The organism is Parvularcula maris (assembly GCF_024505085.1).
Lineage (GTDB): Bacteria > Pseudomonadota > Alphaproteobacteria > Caulobacterales > Parvularculaceae > Parvularcula > Parvularcula maris.
In genome coordinates this window covers 229,034-246,575 of record NZ_JANIBC010000003.1, presented here as the reverse complement: position 1 = coordinate 246,575, position 17,542 = coordinate 229,034, and the positions used below count along the sequence as shown (strand labels likewise).

Sequence of the window (17,542 nt, the reverse complement as noted above, 5' to 3'; positions counted from 1 at the left end):
AGCTTGCGCCCGTAGCACTGGCGAGCCCGCGGTCAAACCCTGGTTGGGGGCGCTTCGCCTTTTATTTCGTAGCTCATCCAGTCGGCAACGGTGTCGGGGTTCTCGAGCGGCAGCATGTGGCCCCCCTCCTCTTCCCTTAGCCTCGCGCCGAAGGCCGCCGCCTTGGGCCTCACCTTGACGGGGAAGGTGGTCCGCCCCTGCGAGCCTAGGATCGCTACGTGCTTGCCCTGGGCGATCACCTCGGAGAGGTGCGGCCAGAAGCCGTGGGCCTGGGCGCGGAACATGGCTGCCTCCCACGCCGGGGCGCAGGTCAGCTCCGCACCGCCCTCGATGTCGCGGAGGCCCTCGGCCAGGTAGCCGTCAAGCGCCTCCTCGTCCCAGTTCCTGAAGAACGCCTTGGGCTTGTAGTAGTTGCGAGCCGCCTCGCGTGAGGGGAAGTCCTGGCGGCGGGCGGCGGCCTGCTTGGCCACCTGGATGCGGTTGACGAAGGCTCGCCGAAGGGGGCTGGCGGCGGCAACGGCGATCCAACGGGGCAGCACCACAGGCTCGATCATCAAGACCGCCGCGGCGGGCAGCCTGCGGGCGGCGAGCAGCGCCGTCACCGCGCCCGCCGAATGCCCCGCGAGCACCAGGGGCGAGGCGAAGTCCTCCGCCAGGAGCATGCCGACCACATCGTCGGCGAGCACTTGCCAGCTCGTCAGCTTGGAAGGGTCCGCCGGCAGGGTCGTCGCGCCGTGCCCCCTGAGGCTGGGCACCAGCACCTCGCCGCCGAACCGGAGGCGCGAGAGAAGCGGCCTGTAGGCGGAGGCGTTGAGACCCGTGGCGTGAAGGAAGACCAGCGTGCCCTCCTCGCTGCGCGAGCCTGCGCGGAGAATATGCATCTCCTGAGGACTGGAATCGAAGCTCATTCAGCCCGTTTGCGCGCGGGGCTCGCCCTCTTGCAAGCCTTCCAGCATATGGGCGGGCCGAACCACCTCGCCATCGTCGCCGCCGTCAACGCCCACGAGCCGGTAGTTCGGCTCCACATGCCCGGCCTTGTAGAGCTTGTAGAGCCAGACGCAGTCGGTCTCGGGATGCAGCACGCCGACGGTCTGCCCGCCGAGCGCGGCGTTGAGCACCAGACAGGCCTCGATCGGCGGCTTCCCTTCGGAGAGGAGCTGTTCCAACGGCAGCTTGTGCTTGGCTTCGTAGCCCTTGTCCCAGGAGGACAGCGACCAGCCGGAAGCAGGCTGAAGCAGCATGGTCCTGATGCCCTCGGACGCGGAACTCCACGCCACCTCGATCGGCCAGGACTCCGTGGTGGGGCCGCAACTGAGGACGGCGAGGAGGGTGTTCGGCCTTTCGGAGGACATGTCCCAAGAAGCGCCGAAGCAGCAGTTCACGTCAAGGTGCTTCGCCAGTGCGAAAACAGGCTGTGGGTTGTTCTGTCCGGCTCGATCAGGCGCGGCGGCGGGCGGAGTAAACGCCGGTGACGGCATCACGTTCCAGGTCGATCACCGGCCCCTTTCCGGCCAGGCCGTCCCGGCCCTCCGCCGTCATCTTTCGGCGGCGCAGCACCGAACGCAGCTTCTTAGCGGCACGCACCGTCCCCGCGGTGGCGGCGGCTGTCAGGAGAATGGCGGCGATGGTCTGCATGGCGGGAGGCTAGCGCGCTTGCGCCCTACCGCCAAGATTTTCCTCCTCAGCCCCTACGGCGAAGCGCCAGAAGAGCCGGTGCGAACAGCAGCGCAGCTGCAGGGATCGGGACTGTCGTGCCGTCGCTCACACTGGACGACGGGGCAAACTGGACCCACGTCAGAATGGAGTTTGCTTGGATTACGCTGAACACCAGCGGGCCGTACACGCTGTCGGTCCCTTCATTGACGGAGTTGCCGAACGCCACGAACTCAACGGTGAACGTCGGAGTTGGAAGCGCGAACGGGATCTGTAGCCCGCAGTTGATCGTGCCGAAGCAGTTGTCCACGTCGGCAGGAAAACGGTCGAAGGGTGTCCCTACGAGTGCGGCACCGATCGCGGCGGCGGCGGCTCGCGCATCCGCCTCGTTGTCGAACGGCAGGTCGGAGAGTTCGTCGCACTGATCATAAGCGACGAGGCAGCTTACCGCGCCAAAAAATGTGGCATCGAAGAGTTCGCCGTTGACGTTGAGACCCTCGATTCGGACCAGGCGTTTCCCGCTCTGTGACGATGCATCATCGACAGTGACTAGGGTTGCAGCGTTGGCGCAGCCGAAGAAAGCCGCAGCTGCACAAAGCAGAGACTTGAACATAAGATTACCCCCTCGTTAATAAGGGAGCTATACTTGTAATAAGATAACTACGCAAGCGGACTCATGCGCCTAGTTCATATCCCTCAGCTAGCGCTGCTGAGCCGTCCCCGCCAGGCGGCGGCGTCCTACCGCCCCGCTGCACTCCTGAGCGCGTCACCCTTCAGCTTCATGGCTGCCGCGCTGACCAGCTCGCTCGCGAAAGAGGCGCCCAGCTTGCCGAGGAGCCCGGCCCTCGCTGCCGAGATGAGCTTGATCTTCACATCGTTGCCGTAGCGCTGCTTGAGCACTTGTCTGAGATCGCCGACCTCGTCGATGAGGCCTAGTTCCAGCGCCTCGCCCGCCAGGTAGAAGTCGGCGCTGAACACCTTCTCCTCATGACCTGCAATGCGGGCGCCTCGGCGCTGGGCGACGATATCCTTGAAGATGGTGTGGGTCTGCTCGAGCAGGGCTTCGAGCTTGGCCTTGTCCTCCGGGCGCTCCTCGCGGAAGGGGTCGAGGCGGACCTTGTTGCTGCCCGCCGTGTGCACCCGCCGCTCGATGCCGAGCTTGGCGATGGCGTCCTGAAAGCCAAAGCTGGCCGAGACCACGCCGATCGAGCCGACCACGGCGAAGGGGTCGGCGATGATCTCCTCACCGGCGAGCGCGATCAGGTAGCCGCCCGACGCGCCGACATCCTCGATATAGGAGATGACGGGGAGCTGCTTCTCGATGCCGAGGCCCCTCGCCCGCTCCATGATCATGCGCGCCTGGGCGGGGGCGCCGCCAGGGCTGTTGATGGCGAGGACGACGGCCTTAGAGTTTTTCCTCTTGAAGGCCTTCTTCAGCGAGCTCTCCACGGAGTAGGCCGAGAGGCCGCGGCCCGGCTTCGCCTCGGCGCCGATCGGGCCTTGCAGCTCGACCACGGTGACGAGCGGCTTTTCGGTACCGAGAAGTTTGCGGAACGGGGCGCCGAGCGCGGAAAGGAAACCCATGCGGCGGCGTCTAGGCGTTGGGGGCGTGCCTGTTCAACCGCTCAGCAGCTCCCGCGATTGCCAGGCCGATCACATGATCGCAAAACAGCCGAGCGGAGCTAACCCGTGACAAGCCCTGCAGGGATGCCTAAGGCGCGCTTTGCCGCGTACCGTCCTCGGCTGAGCGGGCACAGATTGTTCGTATGGTCTTCCAGGAGGGTGTCATGGCCGTCGCAGCACCGAGCCGCACCGATCACCTCGGCAAGCCCTCCTTCCCGGAGGCCGCCGCCGCGCTCAAGACGATGCTGGAGGACGAGCTCGCCGCCACCAACGAGGTGATCCTCGACCATCTCGGCAGCCAGGTGAGCCTGATCCCCGAAGTGGCAACCCACCTCATTCAGGCAGGCGGCAAGCGGCTTCGTCCGCTAATGGCACTGGCCGCAGCGGAAATCTCCGGCGCGGGCGGGCAGAACGCGCGCTACCTCGCCGCCGCCGTCGAGCTGATCCACGCCGCGACCCTCCTGCATGACGACGTGGTCGACGACAGCGCCCTGCGGCGCGGCTTCAAGACGGCGAACGTGGTCTTCGGCAACAAGGAATCGGTGCTGGTCGGCGACTTCCTCTTCGCGCGCGCCTTCGAGCTGATGGTCAAGACGGGCCAGCTTCCGGTGCTGGACCGGCTGAGCCGTGCAAGCTGCACCATCTCCGAGGGCGAGGTGCTGCAGCTCGAAACCCAAGGCAATATCGGCGCCACCGAGGCGATGCATCTCGATGTCATCCGAGCCAAGACGGCAACCCTCTTCGAGGCGGCGGCCCAGGCGGGCAGCAGTGCCTGCGGCCCCTCCCCCCATGCGGAGGCGCTGGCGAGCTACGGCGCGAATTTCGGCATCGCCTACCAGCTCGTGGACGACGCCCTCGACTACGGGCTCGGCGGTCAGGTGCGCGGCAAAAGCGTCGGCGACGATTTCCGCGAGCGCAAGATGACCATGCCGGTGATCCTAGCCTACAGGGCCGCCCGCTCGGACGAGGAGCGCGGCTTTTGGGAGGCGGCCTTCGGCGGCGGCGAGGCGAGCTTCGAGGAGGCGAGGCGCCTCATCGACCGCGACCGCATCGGCGAGGCGGCACTCCATCACGCGGAAGGCTTTGCCGAGGAGGCGGTTCGCGCGGCGGAAAGCCTGCCGGAGCATCCCCTCAAGGAGGTGCTGGTGAGCTTGGCGGTGTCGTCGGCGGCTCGGCCTTTTTAGGGCGCTTCGCAGGATTGTTCATGAGATCCAACGATGCGCTGATGTGCCTCCGTCATCCCGGCCGAAGAGCCCGGACCCATGGACCGTCTGGTCCAAAGATGTGCAGGCATTTGGTCCATGGGTCCCGGATAAGCCTGACGGCTTTCCGGGATGACGAAGTGTGAAGCCGCAACCCTTTCAAAAATCCCCGTGCGGGAACGGCGCGGTCTGCCTCTTTGCGGCCAGCATGAGGAGCATGATCGTAGCCCAGACAAAGCCGATGACCACGGCGCTGGCCCAGTAGGCGAGCGGCCTGGCCTGCGCCTCGCCCCAGAAGAACCAGGCGAGCGCGGCGGCGGCGAGACCGCCGCCGACCACGGCGGCGCTCGAGGCCTGGTGGGACCAGCCTGCGGCCTTGACCCGTTGATAGACGTGCTCGCGGTGGGGCTCGGCCAGCCTGGCCCCCCGCTTGGCGCGGCGAATGAGGGTGAGGGCCACGTCCAGGATCAGGGGCAGGGTGACCAGCGGCAGGACCCAGAAGCCTTGCCCTCCCCCGCTGGCCAGAAGCGGCGCGGTGCCGAGGGTCATGCCCAGCGCCAGGCTGCCGCTGTCGCCCAGGAAGATGCGGCCTGCGAAGATGTTGGCGAGGAGGAAGCCCAGGATCGCCGCCTGCACCGCCAGAAGCGCGAAGCTCACCTCACCCACCAACAGCCCGAGCGCCATCAGCGCGACGATGACGAAGGAGCCCGCCAGCCCGTTGAGGCCGTCCATGAAGTTGAGGACGTTGGTGATCGACAGAAGCCAGAACGCGGCGATGGCGAAGCCTAGGAAGGGCGGCACCTCCGCCCAGCCCAAGATCGGCAGCGGCACCGCCTTTACCGGCCCCGTCATCACCACCGCCGGAATGGCGATGAGGACCAGCCCGGCGAACTTCCAGCTCGGCCTCAGCCCGAAGAGGTCGTCCATCAGGCCGAGCGTCCCAGCCAGTCCTGCGACCAGGAAGAGCTGGCCGCCCTTCCATGTGAGGAGGTCCGCCACGCCGAGCACGGTCGCGGCTCCACCTAGGCCCATCAGGACCGCAGCGCCGCCCAGCCGCGGCACGGGCCGGGCGTGGTTGGAGCGGTCGCTGACCGGATCGAGCACGAAGCGGCTGCGCGCCGCCACCTCGGAGAACCCATAAGCGAGAACGCCCGCGACAAGCGCGGCGGTCAGCCCGGCGATGAGTTCAGGGGACGGCATACTCGGATCGGGTGATGGCTAGCCAGGAAGCAGGTAGGCCGATTCGGCCCAAAAACCCCGGCCGAGCAAGGCCTGGGCGGCCCGCTGTGCAGAACTCATGCTGCTGTGGAGCGAGGCGCAGGTGGCCCCCGAGCCGCTCATGCCGGCTGAATGTGTGCCGGGCTGGCGGGCCATCAGGGACAGGAGGGGTTCGATGCTCGGCTCGTTGGCCATGGCGGGCGGCGCGAGATCGTTGGCGTTCTCCTCGTGCAGCGCAGCGAGCGAACCGCCGACGGAAACTGGCCCGAGGGGCGCCGGATCACGAGCGTCGAAATCGCGGAAAACCCTGCCCGTGGGCACGGCCACACCGGGGTTCGCCAGCAGCATGGCCTGGGGCTCGATGCGGCGGAGGAAGTCGCAGCGCTCGCCGATCCCCCGCGCCCGAATCAGCCCGCCGCCCCTGATCTGGCCGAGCATGCAGACGGGTCCGTCAGCACCTAGCCCGAGCGCTCGCCTGACAAGCTGGTCCTCTCGAAAGCCGAGCCCCAGCACCTCGTTGAGGAGCAGCATGGCCGCCGCGCCGTCCGCCGTGCCCGCACCGATGCCGGAAGCGACGGGCGTCTCCTTGGAGAGGAAGAACCGCCCCTGGGGCGGCACGTCCAGAAGGCGAAAGGCCCGCCAGATGAGGTTGTCCCGCTCGTCCTGCCCGGCGAGCTGATGGCCGAAGGGTCCCGCCAGGTCGAGGCCGGTGGGCGCATCGGCATCGTAGCCCACCACATCGCCGAAGGCGGGGAAGACGCATAACGTGTCCACCGGATGGTAGCCGTCCCGCCTCGGTGGGCCGACATGCAGCGCCAGGTTCACCTTGACCGGTGCGAGGACGAAGGCGCTCACCGGGCGGCGAGCTCCGCCAAGACCGGCGCATCGCTGAAGTCGCCGTCGAGCTTCGCCCGGACGCTGGCTTTCAGCGCATCGTCTGCGTCTTCGAGCTCCAGGACCCGCCGCCACTCGTAGCGGGCCTCGCGGCGCTTGCCGATGGCGTAGTAGGCGTCGCCCAGATGGTCGGTGATGACCGCATCGGCGGGCTCCAGTCCCACGGCCTGTTCGAGCAGAGGGACGGCCTCGTCGTAGCGGCCCTGCTGGAAGTGCGCCCAGCCGAGGCTGTCCACGATCGCGCCGTTCTGGGGATCGATGGCCAGGGCGCGCTCGATCATGGCGAAGGCACGCTCGAGCTGCTCGCCGCGCTCCACATAGGAGTAGCCGAGATAGTTGAGGATCAGCGGCTCGTCGGGGGCCATGGCGAGAGCCTTCTCGAGGTCGTCCCTGCCCTCAGGCCACCAACCGGCCTCGACCCGGACCGCGCCGCGGGAGAAGTAGTAGCGCCAGAGCGCCCCTTCCGGCACGCCTAGGCTTTCTGCAGCCTTGATCGCCTCCCCGGCGTAGAAGTCCGCCTCCTCGTAGCGCTCGTCCTCGCTGAGGGTGAGGTGAAGCTGCAGCGCCCATTGTGGGTCGGGACCCTCCGCCTGAATGGCGCGGCGCAGGACGTCGGCGGCTGCGGCCATGTCGCCCGCATCGGCCTCGGCATCGGCCACTTCGAGCAGCGCGTAGGTGTAGAGCCAGCTTTCGGGCGGCACCTGTCGAGCGGCCTCGATGGAGGCTTCGGGCGTGTCGTAGACGCCGAAGATGATGGAGGCGAGGTAGTCGGCGGCGTCGCGGCTGGGGTCGACATGGCGGGCGAGGTTGGCGAGCCCCAGCGGGATCACCAGGGAGATGCGGCGGAGCTGCTCGGCGCGGGGGTCGCCATTGCCGATGGAGATCGCCTGATCGAAGCCGAGCCAGGCATAGCCCTCCAGCCCCAGGGCGAAGAGGCCCTTCGCGTCCCTGGCCACCGGCGGAGCGCCTCTGGCCCGGCGGAGGAAGGTGCCGTCCACCCCCTCGATACGCCCGATCCTGGCAAGACCCATCCGGCCTGCTCTCGCATAGAGGCCTGAATCCTGAAGAAGGGTGCGGTAGATGGGCTCGGCGTCCTCCGGCCTGCCTTCGTCTTCGTAGAGACGGGCGAGGCCGAGGGCGGCGATCTCGGCGCGGGGCGCATTGAGAGCTTGTTGGAAGGCGGCCTCGGACGATTCCGCATCCCCCTCGAGCTGGTAGAGAAGCGCCGCGTGGAGCGGGATCAGCCCGCGGAACGTGCCCTCCGGCTGCTGAGCCAGCACCTCGCTCGCCATGGAGAGGTTGCCCGACCCGTAGACGGCTGCGCTTCTCAGCAGCGAGGCGAGGGAGCGGCCGAGCCCGGATTGCATGGGACCGGAGAGGATGGCGGCGGCCTCCTCCTCGTCGCCGCGCTTCATGGCAGCGGCGGCGAGGGTGAGGGCTGGCAGGTCGGACTGGATCGAGGGGTCGTCAGGCGGGTTGTCGCCGCGCCGCGCCACGATGAGGCGAGCCTGGCGCTCGGCCTCCTCGATATCCCCGGACGCCAGCGCGTAGCCGAAGGCCGTGCTGGCCCCCTGGGGCGCGTCGGTGCGGCGGGAGACCTCCTCGAACGCCCTGCCCGCACGGGGAATGTCGAAGGCCTGGGCGGCGTAGCGGCCACGCAGGTAAGCGCCGAAGACGGACTCGCTGCGGGCCTCGTCGTCCACCGGCTGAGGCCCGGTGCTGGCGCAGGCGGTGAGAAGAGCGAGGGCCGTCAGAAGCGCGGCGCGAAAGGGAGCGGTCATCAACGACCCATGCCACGGACCGGTGCGCGCGACAATGATGGTCTCTCGCGAGGCGAAGATGTCCTGCTGCTGCATCCGTCCCCCTCAGCCTGCCGGCAGCTCCCCCACCCGTGGGGGAGCGAGATTGAGAACAACGGTTCGTCCTACTTTCCTCCCCCACTGGTGGGGGAGGTGCCCGAAGGGCGGAGGGGGCCGGTGGCGCTACAGCCCCGACCCGCCGCCGCCCGCTAAGCGCTGCTCGACGCCGGTTTCGAGGAAATAGGCGTCCACGCCGTCAGCGATGGCGGCGACGGAGCGGCCTCGCCAGGCGGGGCTCGTCAGGTTCGCCTCGTCGCGGCTGTTGGAGAGGAAGGCGAGCTCCACCAGCACGGCGGGCACATCGGGCGAGAGCAGCACTAGCAGCGCGCCGCGCCGCTTGGGGTTCTTCAGGAGCGGCATCTCCCGGCGCATGTTCTTGACGAGGCTATCGGCCAGACGGTCCGAGTTCTGCCGGGTCGCCGACTGGGCAAGGTCAAGGAGGATGTCCCCCACCCCGTCCTCATTGCTCACCTCCACGTCGAAGAGCACGAAGTTGCCCTCGCGGCGGATGTCGTTCTCGAGCTTCTCCGAGCGGCGTGCCGAGAGCGTGTAGACGGAGGCGCCGCGTAGCGAGTGGTCCTCGTGGCTGTCGGCGTGGATCGACATGAAGAGGTCCGCCCCCTTGGTCCTCGCAAAGCCGATGCGCTCGTCATGCTTGACATAGGTGTCGTCGTTGCGGGTCAGGAGCACGTCGTAGCCGCGCCGTCTCAGCACCTTTGCGAGGTCCTGGGAGAAGGCGAGGGTCACGGTGTCCTCCAGCGAGCCCTTCTGGCCCACCGCGCCCGCATCGTGACCGCCATGGCCGGGATCGAGGACGATCAGCGGCCTGGTCTTGGCGGGCAGCACCTCACGCGGGGCCGGCAGCTCGGCCAAAGACGGGAAGTCCGAACGGCGGTCGTCCCTGACGGTGCGCGCCGGTTTGAGCGAGGGCGGCAGAATGCGTCTCACCGAGGCCGTCTGGACCGGCTCGGCAGGCGCCTCGGCACGAACTTCGGCGGCAGCAGGTTCTTCTACCTCCTCCGGCTCGGCCAGGGCGCGGGCGTCCGCGGCGGCCTTGGTGAAGGTCTCGCCCGCCGCCTTGTCAAGGTCGATCACTAAGCGGAAATGGTCGATGTCACCTGCAGGCGGCAGCACGAAGCTGCGGCTCGGCAGGGCGAACTCCTCCAGGGTGATTCGAAGCTGGCCGGGGGCGAAGTCCGCGCGGCGGACGAGGCCCGTGCCGGTCTTGAAGCCGCTGCCCCCGTCCATGGCGAAGACGCCGCCTTCGAGGCCGACCACGAGCTGCACGCCCTTGGTGTCGTCCGGCACCACCAGGAAGTCCGGGCGCCGGTCGAGGTCGAGGACCAGCCGGGTCTGACCCTTGTCGTCCACACCCATGCGGATATTGCTGACCGCCACCAGGCCCTTGTCGTCATCGGCCAGGGCGAAGAAGCCTAGGAGCAGGACGAGCAGCACCGGAGGTAGGACCACAAAACGCCGCATGTCTCTCCCTGTCGTCCCGCTCTCTTGTCGCGAAAAGCCCACCGCAGGCCCCGTAGGGGCTGCCACAATCCTGCTTAATAGGCCCTTAAGCATGCTCGTCTATGCAGGCAAAGTTAAAGGCTGGCAGCGCCCTTCTTGAAACTCTTCGCGAAGTGGCGCAAAGACCTTTTTATCGAGATCGGCCAGGATGCGGCAGGACCCCTGTCGCCAAAGGCTGCTCTTCCCGGCGCGGCGACGCTTCCGCCCCTGGGGTCGGCTTCGGTCCGACCGGTGAAGCACCAGGCGCCCTTTTCCAAGCGGCGCCGCCCTCCGAAGCGGCTGCGCTGCGCACGCAGCAGGTCGCACCCGAAAGATACGCGATGACCATGAGATGCCGAACAACCGCGCTTGAGCCCACGGGCCAGACGCGCGCGGCGCCCGTGCTCCTCGCCCCCTCCACACCAGAGAACAAGGCTGGTCCGGCGTATCGCCGCAGCCCTGGAGCCCTTCATGCCCAAAACCATGCTGATCGACGCTTACCACCAGGAGGAGACGCGCGTCGCCGTCCTCCAGGGCGGCAAGGTCGAGGATTTCGACTTCGAGTTCGCCTCCCGTAAGCCCCTCAGAGGAAACATCTATCTGGCCCGCGTCACGCGGGTCGAACCGAGCCTTCAGGCCGCTTTCATCGAGTATGGCGGCAACCGCCACGGCTTTCTGGCCTTCGGTGAGATCCATCCCGACTACTACCAGATCCCGGTTGCGGACCGCGAGGTGCTGCGCAAGGCCGAGGCGCTGGAGGTGGAGCTGGCCCAGAAGCTCGCCGAGCTGAACCAGCACGATGACGACGACGAGGCCCTCGACCCCGACGAGGACGAGCTGCGCGCCTCCGCCGAGGACGGCGTGACGCCCGAGGCCGGTGAGGACGACGAGGAGGAAGCGGAGGCCTCCGCCGATGCGGGTACCGACGAGACCGAAGAGGCCGACGCAGAGGACCTGCCCGCCGACTACACCCCCGACAGCGCCGATGATGCCGGTGACTGGCACGCCGCCGACGAGACGCTGATCGAGGCTGTGGGCGAAGAGGCGAAGAAGGTCCCCGTCGCCGGTGACGACGACGCCCCTGCCCGCGAGGAAGAGGAAGAAGAAGAGGAGGAGCGCCCCGCCGAGGCGAGCGCTGCCCTCGAGGCCGAAGACAGCCCTGCCCTGCGTTCGGAAGAGCAGGACGACGAGAACGAAGCCGCCAACGACGATGACGCCGATAGAGGCGCGGCTGACGACGCCGAACCCTCGTCATCCGAAGAGACCTCCGAAGCGGCATCGTCCGAGGATGAGACCGGCGACGCCGAAGCGCGAGCCGACGACAAGCCTGCGAAAGAAGAGCCCTCCGAGGAAGAGCTCGCCGCCCGTGAGCGTCAGCGCGAGATCGACCGGCTGAGGAGCCGCTACGAAGAGGCCAAGCGCGACCGCAACCGGCTTCTTCGCAACTACAAGATCCAGGAGGTCATCAAGCGCCGCCAGATCATGCTGGTGCAGGTCGTCAAGGAAGAGCGCGGCAATAAGGGCGCGGCGCTGACCACCTATCTCAGCCTCGCCGGGCGCTACGGCGTGCTCATGCCGAACACCGCCAGGGGCGGCGGCATCTCCCGCAAGATCACCTCGCAAGGGGACAGGAAGCGCCTGAAGAAGGCGATGAGCGAGCTCGACATCGCTCCGAACATGGGTCTGATCATCAGGACCGCCGGCGCCAAGCGCTCCAAGACCGAGATCAAGCGCGACTACGACTACCTCTCGCGCCTCTGGGGGACGATCCGCGAGAAGACGCTGGAAAGCGTGGCCCCCGCCCTCATCTACGAGGAGGCGAGCCTCATCAAGCGGGCCATCCGCGACCTCTACGACAAGGACACGGAGCAGATCGTGGTCCAGGGCGAGCGCGGCTACCGCGAGGCCAAGGACTTCATGAAGATGCTCATGCCGAGCCACGCGAAGTTCGTGCAGCAGCACAAATCCGCGGTGCCGATCTTCCAGAAGTTCAAGGTCGAGGATCAGCTCGACGGCATGTACCAGCCGGTGGTGCAGCTCAAATCCGGCGGCTATCTGGTCATCCAGCAGACCGAGGCGATGGTCTCGATCGACGTCAACTCCGGGCGCTCCACCAAGGAGCGCAATGTCGAGCAAACCGCGCTGAAGACGAACCTGGAGGCTGCCGCCGAGGTCTGCCGCCAGTGCCGCCTGCGCGACCTCGCCGGTCTCATCGTCATCGACTTCATCGACATGGAGGAGAACCGCAACAACCGCGCGGTCGAGAAGAAGCTCAAGGAGACCATCAAGAACGACCGCGCGAGGACGCAGATCGGCTCGATCAGCTCCTTCGGTCTTCTCGAGATGTCGCGTCAGCGTCGCCGCTCGGGCATCGTCGACGGCACCACCCAGGCCTGCCCGGTCTGCGACGGCGCCGGGCACGTGCGCAGCCACGAGATGGCGGCCCTGCGCATCCTGCGCGCGGCCGAAAGCGAGGCCGGGCGCGGCAAGCACGGCCTCGTCACGGTCAAGGCGTCCACCGAGATGGCGCTCTACATTCTCAACACTAAGAGGAGCTGGCTCGAGCGGCTGGAGAAGACCTACGGCGTCAAGATGAACGTGCTGGCGGACAGCTCGCGCTATGGCGACCAGTACGAGGTCACGGGCTCCGGCTCGCCCAGCGAGGCGATCAGCCTCAAGGAGACTATCGGCGAGGAAGGCCCTCTCTCCGACTTCGACGCGCCCGAGCTGCCCTCCGGTGAGGACGACCGCGACGAGAGTGGCGAGAAGGAGACCAAAGCCGATAGCGAAGATGGCGAAGGCCGCTCCAAGCGCCGCCGCAGGCGTCGCCGCCGCGGCAAGGGCTCCGGCGGTGATGGCGAGGAGAACTCTTCGAACGAGGGCGCCGAAGCGAAGAGCGACGACAAGCCCGAGCAGACTGAAGAGAAGGCTGCCGAACAGGGCGAGGCCGAAAGCACCGACGACAGCAGTGCTGCCTCCGACGACGAGAACGGCGACAAGGAGGACGGACCTAAGCGCCGCCGCCGCCGTGGCCGCCGCGGCGGCCGCCGCAACCGCCGGGGTCCCGGTGAGGACCAGGCGTCCGGCGAGGAGAACGGTGACGAGGAAGCTGCCGCCTCCGCCGATGCCGAAACCCCCGACGAGGGCGCCGAGGCAGCCGGTGATGCCGTGACGCCCGTCGAGGCTGCGGAACCGGCCACCCGTCAGCAGCCGGACGAACAGCCCGGCGACGCCGCCGCCGCGGTTTCCGACGAGGCGGAGAAGACCGAGGAAGCGGACGAAGGCGAGACCTCCGTCAGCGAGCCTGCCGCGCCTGAGGAGACTGAGCCGGTCTTGGAAGAGGTGCGCCGCACCGATGCCGAACCGGCAGCAGAGCCGGTAGCAGCAGCAGCCCCTTCCGAGCCCGAAGCCGACAAGCCCCGCCGCGGCGGCTGGTGGCAGCGCGCCTTCCAGAAGGACTGAGCTTTCCCAAAACCGCCTTCTCACCTGTTTCAGGACGAGGAGGCGGTTCTTTCGTTCTCAATGAAAAACCACCGGGACCGGACTGCTGATGTTGCACCCTCCCCCTCAGCCTGCCGGCAGCTCCCCCTCGCGGAGGGGGAGCAACATAGGTATCGGCGTTCGTTCAGCATCCCTCCCCCATCCCATGTGGGAGGTGCCCGAAGGGCGGAGGGGAATCGGCCATGGCTGAACTAGGCTTCTCCCCGCGCCTGCAGGGTTTCCTGGGCTTTGCCGCTTTCTGCCTGATCGCTTGGGTGTTCTCCGAACGCCGGGGCAAGCTGCCGCCGCTGCGCCGGTTCATCGCCGTGTTCGGCTTCCAGCTCGGCCTTGCCGCGCTGTTCCTGAGGGTGCCCGCGGCAAGAGACAGCCTCAGCTCGGTCAACGGCATCGTCATCGCCCTCTCCCAGGCCACGGGCGAGGCGACGAGCTTCCTCTTCGGCTATGTGGGCCGGGCGGAGAACCTGCCCTTCGCCGAGGAGCCGGGCCAGACAGCGGGCTTCTTCATCTTCGCCTTCCAGGCCCTGCCGCTGATCGTCTTCGTCTCCGCGCTGGCGGCCGTCCTGTGGCACTGGGGCGTTCTCAAGGTGCTGATCCGCGGCTTCGCCGTCGTGCTGACGAGCCTTTTGGGCACGGGCGGTGCGGTCTCCTTGTCGGCTGCGGCCAACGTGCTGCTCGGCCAGTCCGAGGCGCCGCTTCTCATCAGGCCGCTCCTTCGCAACCTCTCCCGCTCCGAGCTCTTCGCCGTCATCACCTGCGGCTTCGCCACGGTGGCGGGCACGGTGATGGCGCTCTACGCCTTTATCCTCGCGCCGATCAGCGAGGCCATGCTGGGGCATATCGTGGTCGCCTCGGTCATCTCGGTGCCCGCCGCCCTCCTCTATGCCGAGCTGATGGTGCCGCCGAAACCCGGCGAGATCGCTACCAAGGCCGCCGACAGCGCCGCGGGTTTCCAGTACGATAGCGCCATGGACGCCTTCACCCACGGCGCCAGCGAGGGCGGCAAGCTCTGGGCGAACATCGTGGTGGCGATCCTCGCCTTCATCGCGCTGGCTGCGCTGGTCAATATGGGCCTCGGCAGGCTGCCCGACGTGTTGGGCGAGCCCATCACGCTGGAGCGCGTGCTGGGCTACGTCTTCGCGCCTCTGGTTTGGCTGGCGGGCATACCCTGGGAGGAGGCAGGCACGGCAGGCAGCCTGATGGGCATCAAGACCATCCTCAACGAGGTGATCGCCTATACGGCGCTGGTGGGTCTCGAAGAGGGCGCCCTCAGCGAGCGCTCCACGCTGATGATGGTCTACGCCCTCTGCGGCTTCGCCAATGTGGCGAGCCTCGGCATCATCATCGGCGGGCTCAGCGTGCTGGAGGAGAGCCGCCGCCCCGACATCATCGACCTCGCCCCCAAGGCGCTCATCTCGGGCACGCTGGCGACGATGACGTCCGCTGCGTCCGTGGGGATCGTGTTCTAGGTAGGGCGGAACGCGAAGCTTTCCGCCGCTCTTTTCTTCATGGCGGTTGGCTTCGCAAACCGCCCTACGGCTTTGTCACCAGCGGGTAAGGACAGGGAAGCGAAGCTGCGCTAGCGTCGGGTCACGCAGGGCGGGGCTGCTGATCGCTGACCCCGATTATCGAGGTATCATGGCTGTCTGGCGTTCTTTTGTTCTTGTCGTCGGTTCGCTGGCGTTCTTCGTCGCGCAGGCGTCCGCGCAGGTCCTGCTTCGGGACACGGAGATCGAGGAATTCCTCTACGAGATGTCCGAGCCGGTCTGGCAGGCGGCGGGTCTGCCCGAGGGCGGGGTGGAGATCCTGCTGATCGGCGATCCGAGCCTCAACGCCTTCGCCGGCGCCTCCAGCGGCCTCAAGATGGGCGTTCACACCGGCCTCATCACCCAGGCCAAGACCCCCAACGAGATCGAGGGCGTCATCGCCCACGAGGCGGGCCACCTCGCCGGTGGCCACTCGGCCAGGACCGCAGAGGTCTTCGCCAAGGCCGGCAAGCAGCAGATGCTGGGCCTCCTCCTCGGCGCGGCGCTGCTCGCAGTCGGCGCTCCCCCCGAAGCGGGCATCGGCGCCATCGGCCTCGGCCAATCGGCGGCCCTCAACAACTACCTCACCTACAGCCGCGGTCAGGAGAGCGCTGCCGACCAGGCCGCGATCACCTATCTCGACCATATCGGCCACTCCTCTGCCGGGCTGCTCGACTTCTTCGATAACCTCCGCAACCAGCAGCTCATCCGCGCCCGTGCGCCGGTGCCCTACCTACAGACCCACCCCCTCGCCGTGCAGCGTGTCGCCCGCCTGCGCTCGCGGGCGGAGGCCTCGCCCTACTGGGAGTGGCGCGACGATGCCGAAGCCATCGCCGAGCTGAGGCTCATCCAGGCGAAGATCCACGGCTTTCTCGACGAGCCCCAGGTGGCGCTGCGGCGCTACCCTTTGAGCGACCAGTCCGACGCTGCGCGCTACGCCAGGGCGGTCGCCTACTACCGCGCCTCGGACCTCGCCTCGGCGACCAGGGAGATCGACACCCTCCTCAGCGCCTATCCGGACAACCCCTACTACCACGAGCTCAAGGGTCAGATGCTGTTCGAGCACGGCAAGATCGCCGAATCGATCCCGGCGCACCGGCAGTCCACTCTCCTCAAGCCAGGCGCCCCACTCCTCCAGGTCAACCTGGCGAGGGCGCTGATCGCCACGGACCGCGATGCGGAAGCCAAGGAGGCGATCGGCATTCTGAAGGTCGCCCTGGGCAAAGAGCGGGACAACGCCTTCGGCTGGTCGCTTCTCGCCCGTGCCCACTCGACCCTGCGCCAGGACGACTATGCCAGCCTCGCCCAGGCCGAGGCCGCCTATCACATCGGCGACGTTCTCGGCGCGCACCGCTTCGCCACCCTGGCCAAGGAGAAGTTCTCCGCAGGCACGCCCGAGCACCAGCAGGCCCTGGACATCATCCTCGCCACCGCCGAACAGGCCCGCGACCTGGGCAGGCGTGCCCAGCGCCGCCGCTAGAAGCGCTTTTGCAAGGACACCCGTGATGAAGAACTTCCTGCTCCTCGCCAGCGCCGGCATGCTTCTTAGCTGCAGCGAGGCCCCAGGTGACACCGCTGAGGCACCGGCTCCGGTGACCGACGAGGCCTTCGAGGCGCAGCTCGTCCGGGTCCTGGACGAGCGGCCGGAGATCATCCTCGAAGCGCTGGAGAACTTCCAGCGCCGAAGCGAGCAGCAGCTGATCGCCGACGTGCTGCCCACCCTCGCCTCGGCGCAGGCGGGCCATGCCATCGGCGCCAGCGAGGAGGACGCCTCGCTGATCCTGATCGAGTTCTTCGACTACCATTGCGGCTTCTGTCAGCGGGCCATGGACGATGTGCTGGCCCTGGTCGAGGCGGACCCCGGCGTCCGGGTGGTCTTCCAGGAGCTGCCCATCCTGCGCGAGGAGTCCAGGCAGGCCGCCAGGATCGCCATCGCCGCTGCAGGGCTAGAGGGAGCGGACTACCAGACCGTGCACCGTGCCCTTCTCGAAACGCCGGGCGTCCTCGATGAGGCTGCGATCGAGCGTGCGCTGCGCCGCGCCGGTGTCGATGCAGAGGCCGTCACGGCAGCACTGGCCGACAACGGCGAGGACATCGACAGGGTCCTCAACCAGTCCGTCCAGATCGCCCAGCAGCTCAGGATCCAAGGCACACCCTACTTCATCGCCGCCAACCCCGCTAACGGCCGCTACGACGTTCTCGAAGGCTACCGCCCGACGGACTTCGAAGCCTTCATCGAGGGTGCCAGGGGGTAGCGACTCGACCCCGGTGAGCGCTTTTGTGACAATGGTTTTGCACCTGCGAGAAGTGCCCTGGGCAGTGTTATAGCATTTCATGCTACCAAACCCGCTCGTTTACCCTCTTCTAACTGTGGTAAAAAAACATCATCGGCAGAAATCGCTTTGATCTATCGAAAGTCGATATGGGCACGAAGGTCCACCGAATTGACAGCTTTATGACGACGCCACTACCGTTAGGAAATCTGGCAGGTAGGGCGTTCAAAGAAACGAAGCAGGGCAGCGGTTTCAGCCAACCACAGTTTGGAAAGGGGCCACGCCCCGAGGCCGCT

Annotated in this window: 14 protein-coding genes; 5 read left to right on the top strand and 9 right to left on the bottom strand. The window is 67.4% G+C overall.

From position 1 onward, the window contains the following. Window positions 1–32 precede the first annotated feature (32 nt). The 5 genes from NOG11_RS06875 to NOG11_RS06855 all read right to left on the bottom strand — a co-directional run bounded on the left by NOG11_RS06875 (window position 33) and on the right by NOG11_RS06855 (window position 3,237). Window positions 33–881, bottom strand: a complete 849-nt coding sequence (locus NOG11_RS06875) for an alpha/beta hydrolase (RefSeq protein ID WP_256618972.1) — start codon at window positions 879–881, stop codon at window positions 33–35. A 27-nt stretch (window positions 882–908) separates the two neighbouring features. Continuing rightward, entirely contained in the window at window positions 909–1,352 is a 444-nt protein-coding gene (locus NOG11_RS06870; protein ID WP_256618971.1) for a hypothetical protein, read from the bottom strand. An 85-nt stretch (window positions 1,353–1,437) separates the two neighbouring features. Further along, window positions 1,438–1,635 (bottom strand): hypothetical protein, encoded by a 198-nt coding sequence (locus NOG11_RS06865; protein WP_256618970.1) that lies wholly within the window; start codon window positions 1,633–1,635, stop codon window positions 1,438–1,440. Window positions 1,636–1,681: 46 nt separating this feature from the next. After that, window positions 1,682–2,266, bottom strand: a complete 585-nt coding sequence (locus tag NOG11_RS06860; protein WP_256618969.1) for a hypothetical protein — start codon at window positions 2,264–2,266, stop codon at window positions 1,682–1,684. Window positions 2,267–2,391: 125 nt separating this feature from the next. After that, a complete protein-coding gene (locus NOG11_RS06855; RefSeq protein WP_256618968.1) occupies window positions 2,392–3,237 on the bottom strand; it encodes a S49 family peptidase in 846 nt (281 codons plus the stop codon). Between the two features lie 203 nt (window positions 3,238–3,440). On the opposite strand from NOG11_RS06855, the gene NOG11_RS06850 reads away from it, so the two are divergent. Further along, the gene (locus tag NOG11_RS06850; RefSeq protein WP_256618967.1) at window positions 3,441–4,460 is read left to right on the top strand and encodes a polyprenyl synthetase family protein; all 1,020 of its coding nucleotides are present in this window, start codon (window positions 3,441–3,443) and stop codon (window positions 4,458–4,460) included. A 177-nt stretch (window positions 4,461–4,637) separates the two neighbouring features. On the opposite strand, the gene NOG11_RS06845 is transcribed toward NOG11_RS06850, so the two are convergent. The 4 genes from NOG11_RS06845 to NOG11_RS06830 form a co-directional block, all read right to left on the bottom strand. Further along, window positions 4,638–5,678, bottom strand: coding sequence for a glycosyltransferase family 4 protein (locus tag NOG11_RS06845; RefSeq protein ID WP_256618966.1), 1,041 nt, complete (start codon window positions 5,676–5,678; stop codon window positions 4,638–4,640). A gap of 18 nt (window positions 5,679–5,696) precedes the next feature. Further along, complete coding sequence (locus NOG11_RS06840) at window positions 5,697–6,551, bottom strand: 4-(cytidine 5'-diphospho)-2-C-methyl-D-erythritol kinase (protein WP_256618965.1); 855 nt, start codon at window positions 6,549–6,551, stop codon at window positions 5,697–5,699. Next, entirely contained in the window at window positions 6,548–8,446 is a 1,899-nt protein-coding gene (locus tag NOG11_RS06835) for a tetratricopeptide repeat protein (protein ID WP_256618964.1), read from the bottom strand. Before NOG11_RS06835 ends, NOG11_RS06840 begins: the two co-directional genes overlap by 4 nt. Window positions 8,447–8,572: 126 nt before the next feature. Further along, on the bottom strand, window positions 8,573–9,931 hold the full coding sequence (locus NOG11_RS06830) for an N-acetylmuramoyl-L-alanine amidase family protein (RefSeq protein WP_256618963.1): 1,359 nt from the start codon (window positions 9,929–9,931) through the stop codon (window positions 8,573–8,575). 489 nt (window positions 9,932–10,420) lie between these two features. Here NOG11_RS06830 and NOG11_RS06825 point away from each other — a divergent pair, with 489 nt between their 5' ends. The 4 genes from NOG11_RS06825 (at window position 10,421) to NOG11_RS06810 (ending at window position 17,228) form a co-directional block, all read left to right on the top strand. Then, on the top strand, window positions 10,421–13,411 hold the full coding sequence (locus tag NOG11_RS06825; RefSeq protein ID WP_256618962.1) for a ribonuclease E/G: 2,991 nt from the start codon (window positions 10,421–10,423) through the stop codon (window positions 13,409–13,411). A gap of 221 nt (window positions 13,412–13,632) precedes the next feature. Beyond that, entirely contained in the window at window positions 13,633–14,916 is a 1,284-nt protein-coding gene (locus NOG11_RS06820; RefSeq protein WP_256618961.1) for a NupC/NupG family nucleoside CNT transporter, read from the top strand. A gap of 169 nt (window positions 14,917–15,085) precedes the next feature. Continuing rightward, a complete protein-coding gene (locus tag NOG11_RS06815) occupies window positions 15,086–16,453 on the top strand; it encodes a M48 family metalloprotease (RefSeq protein ID WP_256618960.1) in 1,368 nt (455 codons plus the stop codon). A 25-nt stretch (window positions 16,454–16,478) separates the two neighbouring features. Then, a complete protein-coding gene (locus tag NOG11_RS06810) occupies window positions 16,479–17,228 on the top strand; it encodes a DsbA family protein (protein WP_256618959.1) in 750 nt (249 codons plus the stop codon). Window positions 17,229–17,542: the final 314 nt, after the last annotated feature.